At 70.5% G+C, this 6,465-nt stretch carries 6 protein-coding genes; 2 read left to right on the top strand and 4 right to left on the bottom strand.

Annotated features, from left to right (window positions below):
- The first annotated feature begins 110 nt into the window (after positions 1 to 110).
- A complete protein-coding gene (locus tag ACUW6W_RS11495) occupies positions 111 to 440 on the top strand; it encodes a hypothetical protein (protein ID WP_230956183.1) in 330 nt (109 codons plus the stop codon).
- Positions 441 to 639: 199 nt separating this feature from the next.
- On the opposite strand, the gene glpK is transcribed toward ACUW6W_RS11495, so the two are convergent.
- The 3 genes from glpK to ACUW6W_RS11480 form a co-directional block, all read right to left on the bottom strand.
- Entirely contained in the window at positions 640 to 2,172 is a 1,533-nt protein-coding gene (gene glpK / locus ACUW6W_RS11490) for a glycerol kinase GlpK (protein WP_049145088.1), read from the bottom strand.
- A gap of 94 nt (positions 2,173 to 2,266) precedes the next feature.
- Entirely contained in the window at positions 2,267 to 2,989 is a 723-nt protein-coding gene (locus ACUW6W_RS11485) for an MIP/aquaporin family protein (RefSeq protein WP_010079813.1), read from the bottom strand.
- Positions 2,967 to 4,742: a glycerol-3-phosphate dehydrogenase/oxidase gene (locus tag ACUW6W_RS11480; protein ID WP_049145090.1), complete on the bottom strand. Its 1,776-nt coding sequence runs from the start codon at positions 4,740 to 4,742 to the stop codon at positions 2,967 to 2,969. The genes ACUW6W_RS11485 and ACUW6W_RS11480 overlap by 23 nt, the downstream gene beginning before the upstream one ends.
- 312 nt (positions 4,743 to 5,054) lie before the next feature.
- On the opposite strand from ACUW6W_RS11480, the gene ACUW6W_RS11475 reads away from it, so the two are divergent.
- Positions 5,055 to 5,504, top strand: coding sequence for a hypothetical protein (locus ACUW6W_RS11475; RefSeq protein WP_041104837.1), 450 nt, complete (start codon positions 5,055 to 5,057; stop codon positions 5,502 to 5,504).
- A 184-nt stretch (positions 5,505 to 5,688) separates the two neighbouring features.
- Here the strand turns inward: ACUW6W_RS11475 and ACUW6W_RS11470 are convergent.
- The coding region (locus ACUW6W_RS11470; protein WP_454180186.1) for an IS481 family transposase at positions 5,689 to 6,465 on the bottom strand (777 nt) is incomplete at its 5' end.

Genomic DNA, 6,465 nt, shown 5'->3' with positions numbered 1-6,465 from the left:
GCCCGAGGGCTCGCCTGGGTTCTTCTCGTCGATCATGGTCATGATTCTTACCGTTCCTCTCGGTACGGCTTACACAGACCATCTGACACGCCCGGACCGGCAAGACGACGATGCTCAGGGACATCCTGGCGTCCAACGTCGTCGAACGAGCACGCCGATTGTCGGCGTGTGAGAACCCATTCGACGCCCTCACCGAACGCACCCATGAGTGGACCGGCCAGGGCAGGATGCGACGACGGGCGCGCGAACTCCGGCCCGAGGTGGCCGGCCTCGAAAAGGTGGTGGCTTCGGCAAACAACGCGGACGAGGAGAACCTCTCCGAGGAGATTCCACATCGGAGCGCCATCAAGGACAGCCGGAACGTGGATGCGGACTACTTCGCCTGCCTGTCCACCGCCGCCTTGGGCGGAAGCGGCGGGGGAAGAGGACGCCCTGGGTGAGGACAGCTTGACGTCGGAGCAGCCGGGCGCCTCGGGCCTGGCCACTGCGCCGATGGCAGCGGCACCGACTCCGCCCCGCTCCGCGCGCAGGCGGCCGACGAGGGGGTAGTGCTGCACGGGGTCCTTCCGGAGGGGCCGGACCGGCCCGGACCGGCCCGGGGCGCACGGAGCCGGCCGGACCGGCCTACGGACCGGACGGTCAGCCCTGGGCCGACTCGACGTCCTCGTCGACCCAGTCGCGGGAGCGTTCCACGGCCTTCTTCCACAGCCGCAGGGCGCGCTCAACCTCCTCCTCGTCCGTGGTGGGCTCCCAGCGCTTGTCCTCTTCCCAGTTGGCCACGAGCTCGTCCTGGGACGCCCAGAACCCCACCGCCAGGCCTGCGGCGTAGGCGGCGCCGAGAGCGGTGGTCTCGATGACCTTGGGGCGCACGACGGGCACGCGCAGCAGGTCCGCCTGGAACTGCATGAGCAGCTCGTTGGCGACCATGCCACCGTCGACCTTCAGTTCGGTCAGGTCCACGCCGGAGTCCGCGTTCATGGCGTCCAGGACCTCGCGGCTCTGGAAGGCGGTGGCCTCGAGCGCCGCGCGGGCGATGTGCCCCTTGTTGACGTAACGGGTCATGCCCACCATGACGCCGCGGGCCGCGGCGTCCCAGTGCGGGGCGAAGAGGCCGGAGAACGCGGGGACGAAGTACACGCCGCCGTTGTCCTCCACGCCGGCGGCCAGGGTCTCGACCTCCGGGGCGCTGCCGATCATCCCGAGGTTGTCCCGCAGCCACTGGATCAGCGAGCCGGTGACGGCGATCGAGCCCTCCAGCGCGTACACCGGCTTCTGGTCGCCAATGCGGTACGCCACCGTGGTGAGCAGGCCGTTGTCCGAGTGCACCGGCTCCTCGCCGGTGTTGATCAGCATGAAGTTGCCGGTGCCGTACGTGTTCTTGGCCTGGCCGACCTCGAAGCACGCCTGGCCGAAGGTCGCCGCGTGCTGGTCGCCCAGGATGCCGGTGATCGGCGTCTCGCGCAGCAGCTGCTGGCCGGATACGGTGCCCACCTCGGCGGAGGAGCTGACGATCTCCGGAAGCATGGACATCGGGATGCCCATGTCCGCGCAGATCTCCTCGTTCCAGTCGAGGGTGTCCAGGTTCATCAGCATGGTGCGGGAGGCGTTGGTGACGTCGGTGACGTGCCGGCCGCCCTCGCCGCCGCCGGTGAGATTCCACACGAGCCACGAGTCCGTGGTGCCGAAGATGAGGTCGCCGTTCTCGGCGGCCTCCCGGGCACCGTCCACGTTCTCCAGAATCCAGGCCACCTTGGGGCCGGAGAAGTACGTGGCCAGGGGCAGCCCGACGCGCTCCTTGTAGCGGTCCGCGCCGACGTCGCCGGCCAGGCGCTCGCAGAGGTGGTCGGTGCGGGTGTCCTGCCACACGATGGCGTTGTACACCGGCTTGCCGGTGTTGCGGTCCCACACCACGGTGGTCTCACGCTGGTTCGTGATGCCCACGGCGGCGACGTCGTGTCGGGTCACCTCGGCGCGGGCCAGGGCCTCGCCGATGACCTCGCGGGTGTTCGTCCAGATCTCCACCGGGTCGTGCTCCACCCAGCCGGCGCGCGGGAAGATCTGCTCGTGTTCGCGCTGACCAGTGGACACGATGGCCCCACTGTGGTCGAAGAGGATCGCGCGCGTGGACGTGGTGCCCTGGTCGATGGCCATCACGTAGCGGGGGGTGGTCATGTCCTACTCCTTCGGAGGTGGTCACGGGGGTGTGGGGGTGGCGGGCACGTTCCCGCAGGGGAACGTGCCCGCCGGGGTTGGACGGGCAGACCGCTCAGACGAACAGAGGCGCGGCGAGGCCGGCCAGGACGGCGCCGACGAGCGGGCCGACGATCGGCACCCAGGCGTAACCCCAGTCCGAGCCGCCCTTGTGCCGGATCGGCGCGACAGCGTGGAACAGGCGGGGGCCCAGGTCGCGCGCCGGGTTGATGGCGTACCCCGTGGGGCCGCCCAGGCTCGCGCCGATCGCGACGACGAGCAGGGCCACCGCGAGCGGGCCGAGCCCGGAGGGGGTGGAGCCGAAGAGCAGGATCACGAACACCAGGACGAACGTGGCGATCACCTCGGTGACCATGTTCCACAGCGGGTTGCGGATCTCGGGACCTGTGGCGAACGTGCCCAGGATCGCGCCCTGGTCCGTCTCCGCCTGGTAGTGGTCGCGGTAGGCCAGCCAGGCCAGGGCCGCGCCGAGGAAGGCGCCGATCAGCTGCGCCGCGAAGTACGCGAGCGTGGTGCCGAGGGTCACGGCGATGCCGGGGGCGTACTCCTCGGCGCCGCTGACGAGCAGGCCGACGGTCACGGCGGGGTTCAGGTGCGCACCGGTCGCGGCAGCGACGTAGACGCCCGCGAAGACGCCCAGCCCCCAGCCGAAGCTGATGAGCAGCCAGCCTCCGCCGTTGCCCTTGGTCTTCGTCAGGACGACGTTGGCGACGACGCCGACGCCGAGCAGGAGGAGGATGGCCGTGCCGGCGATCTCATGCAGGAAGATCGTGCCCATGGACGGGCTCCTTTCCGTGGACGGGGGCGGCGTCGGCAGCTGCGAGCGCGGCGGCGGCGGTGACGTCGTCGTGGGCGGTCTCGCCGCGGAGGCGGGCGGCGACGAGGTCCTTGTACGCCCGGATCTCACCGGCGATGCGCTCTTCATCCCAGCCCAGCTCGGGGGCCACGAGGGACGCGATCTCCGCGGCCGCCGCGACGCCGCGGTCACGGACCTCGGTGGACAGGCGCGTGCGGCGCTCGATGACGTCGTCCAGGTGGACGACGCCCTCGGCCCGGGCGGCGTGGACGATCTCGGCGCGCAGGTAGCGCGGCGCCTCGGCGAGAGGGACGCTCAGGGACGGGTCGGCGTCGATCAGGTCGAGCACGTGGCGCAGCACGGTGCCGTAGCGGAACAGGAGCCGGTCCACGCGGGCCTCGTCCAGGCCGTAGTCGGCGGCGATGCGGTCCGCCTCCGCCTCGATCTCCGAGTAGCCGAGGCCGCCGAGCACGGGGATGTGCTCGGTGAGGCTGGGACGGGTCGGGTGGGTCTCGCGCACCACGAAGTCCACGACGTCCTCGGCCATGGCCCGGTACGTGGTCCACTTGCCGCCGGCCACGGCGGTGAGGCCGGGGGCCACCTCGGTGACGGTGTGCTCACGGGAGATCTTGGTGGAGCCGCCGTCGGATCCGGTGACCGGCTGCAGGAGCGGGCGCAGGCCGGCGTACGTGGCGATCACGTCGTCTCGCGTGAGGTCCTCCTTCAGCACCGCGTTGGCGTGCTCGAGGATGTAGTCGATGTCGTCCGCGGTGGTGGCCGGATGGGCCACGTCCTCCGCCCACGGGGTGTCCGTGGTGCCGATCACCCAGTACTCGTCCCACGGGATGAGGAACAGCACGGACTTCTCCGTCTTGGTGATCACGCCGGTGGCGGCGTCGGCGCGGATGCGGTCGCGCGGGACGGTGATGTGGGCGCCCTTGGAGGCGAGCACCTCGAGGCCGCCGTCGGCCCCGGCCAGCTCCTGCTGCTCCTGGGTCCACACGCCCCCGGCCAGGATGACGGCGCGCGCGTGCACGTCGAACTCCTCGCCGGAGGTCTCCTCGCGGACACGCACGCCCTGCACACGGCCGTCGTCGCCGCGCAGGTAGCCGGTGACGGCGGTGTAGTTGGCGGCCACGGCGCCGTGGTCCACGGCGGATCGCACGAGCATCATGGCCAGGCGGGCGTCGTCGAACTGGGCGTCGGCGTACTCCACCGCGCCGACGATCTTCTCGTCGTCGAGGGAGGGGAAGGTCGCGGCCATGGAGCGGCGGCTGAGATGGCGGTGCGCGCCCATCGCGCGGCGGCGGCCGAGCGACTGCATGGCGTCGTACATGGTGACGCCGGCGCCGATGAAGCCGCGGTCGATCACCTTGTGGAAGAACGGGAAGACGAAGCGCAGGGGGCGCACCAGGTGGGGCGCGGTCTGGGTGAGCAGCAGGTCGCGCTCCCGCAGCGCCTCATACACCAGCTTGACGTCCAGCATCTCGAGGTAGCGCAGGCCACCGTGCATGAGGCGGGAGGAGCGGGACGACGTCCCGGAGGCCCAGTCGCGGGCCTCGACGATGCCCACGTCGAGGCCGCGGGTGGCCGCGTCGAACGCGGCGCCCACGCCGGTGGAGCCGCCGCCCACGATCAGGATGTCGAGGGGGGCCTCCGGGCTGGTGGCCCGGAGGCGGGCGAGGTGATCCTCCCGCGTGGCGGCGGAGAGGGAGACGGTTCGCAGGGTCGGCATGGGGGGTTGCTCCTTTATCAGTGGAGACACAGTGTAGTGGCGTGGCTCACGATACCCGGTGTCACGTCACGAGATCCGGTATCAGCACGAGCCGAGGTCCATGATGTCACTCCCGGGCCGCGGGTATGCACGCGTCGGGTACGGTCTCGCGGAACCCGAGCGGCTCGTACAGGGCCACGTCGGTGCGCGTGGAGGTGGCCCGTCTCGCACGGTCCCCGGGCTGTGGCACCTCACCCTGTTCCGCTGGAACGAGGGCGGAGCGCCCCGGGTGACGCGTGCCCACGGGTGAGGCCCCGCCCCTACACTCCGACCATGGACATCACCGTCGGCGCCGTCGGCCGCGCCTCGCTCTCGGACTGGGAGCAGGAATGCTGCGGTGACTCGATCGCCGTGGGGGAAGTCCACGAGCTGATCCTGCTGCCCTCCCGGGGAGTGAGTCAGGCTGGGCCCCTGGCCTCTGCAGGCTGGGTCGTCACCCATCACGACGACGGCAGCCCCGCCGGGTCGATCCCGTTGCGTCGTGTGCGGGCCGTGGTGAGGGCGGTACACGAGGTGTGGCCCTCGGGGCGGCTCGCCGAGATCGACCGCGTCCCCGGCCACGCTGACCTGACGATCCTGGAGCCGGAGGAGGCCACCGGCCTCGGCTTGGGGGAGGTCGTCTACGTCGGCGCCTACGAGCCGGTGCTCCCCGAGACTCCCCGCCCTGACGAGTGGCTTCTCGACCTGGAGATCCTCGAGGATCTCGGTCCGCGCACCTGGTGAGCCTCACGAGTCCATCCCCTCACGGTCTCGAGCTGCATGGGGTGAGCGTAGAAGTCCGTTCGGCGGCACGGATTGCCCCCGACACGCCGACCTCGGTGCGCATGGATGCGAACGGTCACATCACCGCATCCCCCACGCCTCTCCACGATGCGCACGTGGGGGATTTCTCTTTCGCCACGGGGTCCTAGGTGTAGGAGGGCATGACGTTGTTGACTCGGGTCGGTGCCAGTGAGGCCGGAGGAGCGTCTCCGCAGGAGGTATGAGGCCGATGATAGTTGTAGTGGTTCACCCACACCGCCAGGGCCTCACGCCGAGCTTGCTCTGAGGAGTACGGGCGGGCGTAGAGGACCTCGTCCACCATCAGCCGGTTGTAGCGTTCGACCTTCCCGTTGTGACGCGGGGTGTAGGGGCGGATCCGGTGATGCCGGCCCCCGAGCGAGACCACCTTCCGGGTGAAGTCCACGGCCCGGTAGTTGTTGCCGTTGTCCGTGACCACCCGGTCCACGGTGATGCCGTGAGCGGCGAAGAACGCCCTCGCCCGGCAGAAGAACCCGATCGTGGTCACCGCCCGCTCATCCTCCAACGCCTCCGTGTACGCCAGGCGGGTGAACCCGTCGATCGCCGAGTGCAGGTAGGTGTAGCCGACCCGTCGGCCAGGCCCGCGTTTGGCCGCTCGCGCGTTCTCGGAGTCCCGGCCGTGAGCACGCCAGCCGCCCCCCTCGGGGATGCGCCCGATTTTCTTCACGTCCAGGTGCACCATGTGCCCCGGGCCGCGGGCGGTGATCTTCTGTGGTCGTTGGCGCAGGTCCTCACCCGTGGGCGCGAGGTCTGGCAACCGGGAGATGCCCAGCCGGTGCATCCACCTGCCCACGGTGCGCAGGCACAGCTGGTGGCCTTCGGAGGCGAGGTGGTGATGGATGCGCCGTGCGGACCACTTGCGCTCCCGCCGCAGGGCGTGGAT

This window comes from Micrococcus sp. 093350064-1 (genome assembly GCF_053627955.1).
This window is presented reverse-complemented; position numbering and strand designations above follow the sequence as displayed.

Coding starts and splice junctions, on each gene's coding strand:
- ACUW6W_RS11495 (WP_230956183.1), top strand. CDS start 111: ATGCTCAGGGACATCCTGGCGTCCAACGTCGTCGAACGAGCACGCCGA.
- glpK (WP_049145088.1), bottom strand. CDS start 2,172: ATGACCACCCCCCGCTACGTGATGGCCATCGACCAGGGCACCACGTCC.
- ACUW6W_RS11485 (WP_010079813.1), bottom strand. CDS start 2,989: ATGGGCACGATCTTCCTGCATGAGATCGCCGGCACGGCCATCCTCCTC.
- ACUW6W_RS11480 (WP_049145090.1), bottom strand. CDS start 4,742: ATGCCGACCCTGCGAACCGTCTCCCTCTCCGCCGCCACGCGGGAGGAT.
- ACUW6W_RS11475 (WP_041104837.1), top strand. CDS start 5,055: ATGGACATCACCGTCGGCGCCGTCGGCCGCGCCTCGCTCTCGGACTGG.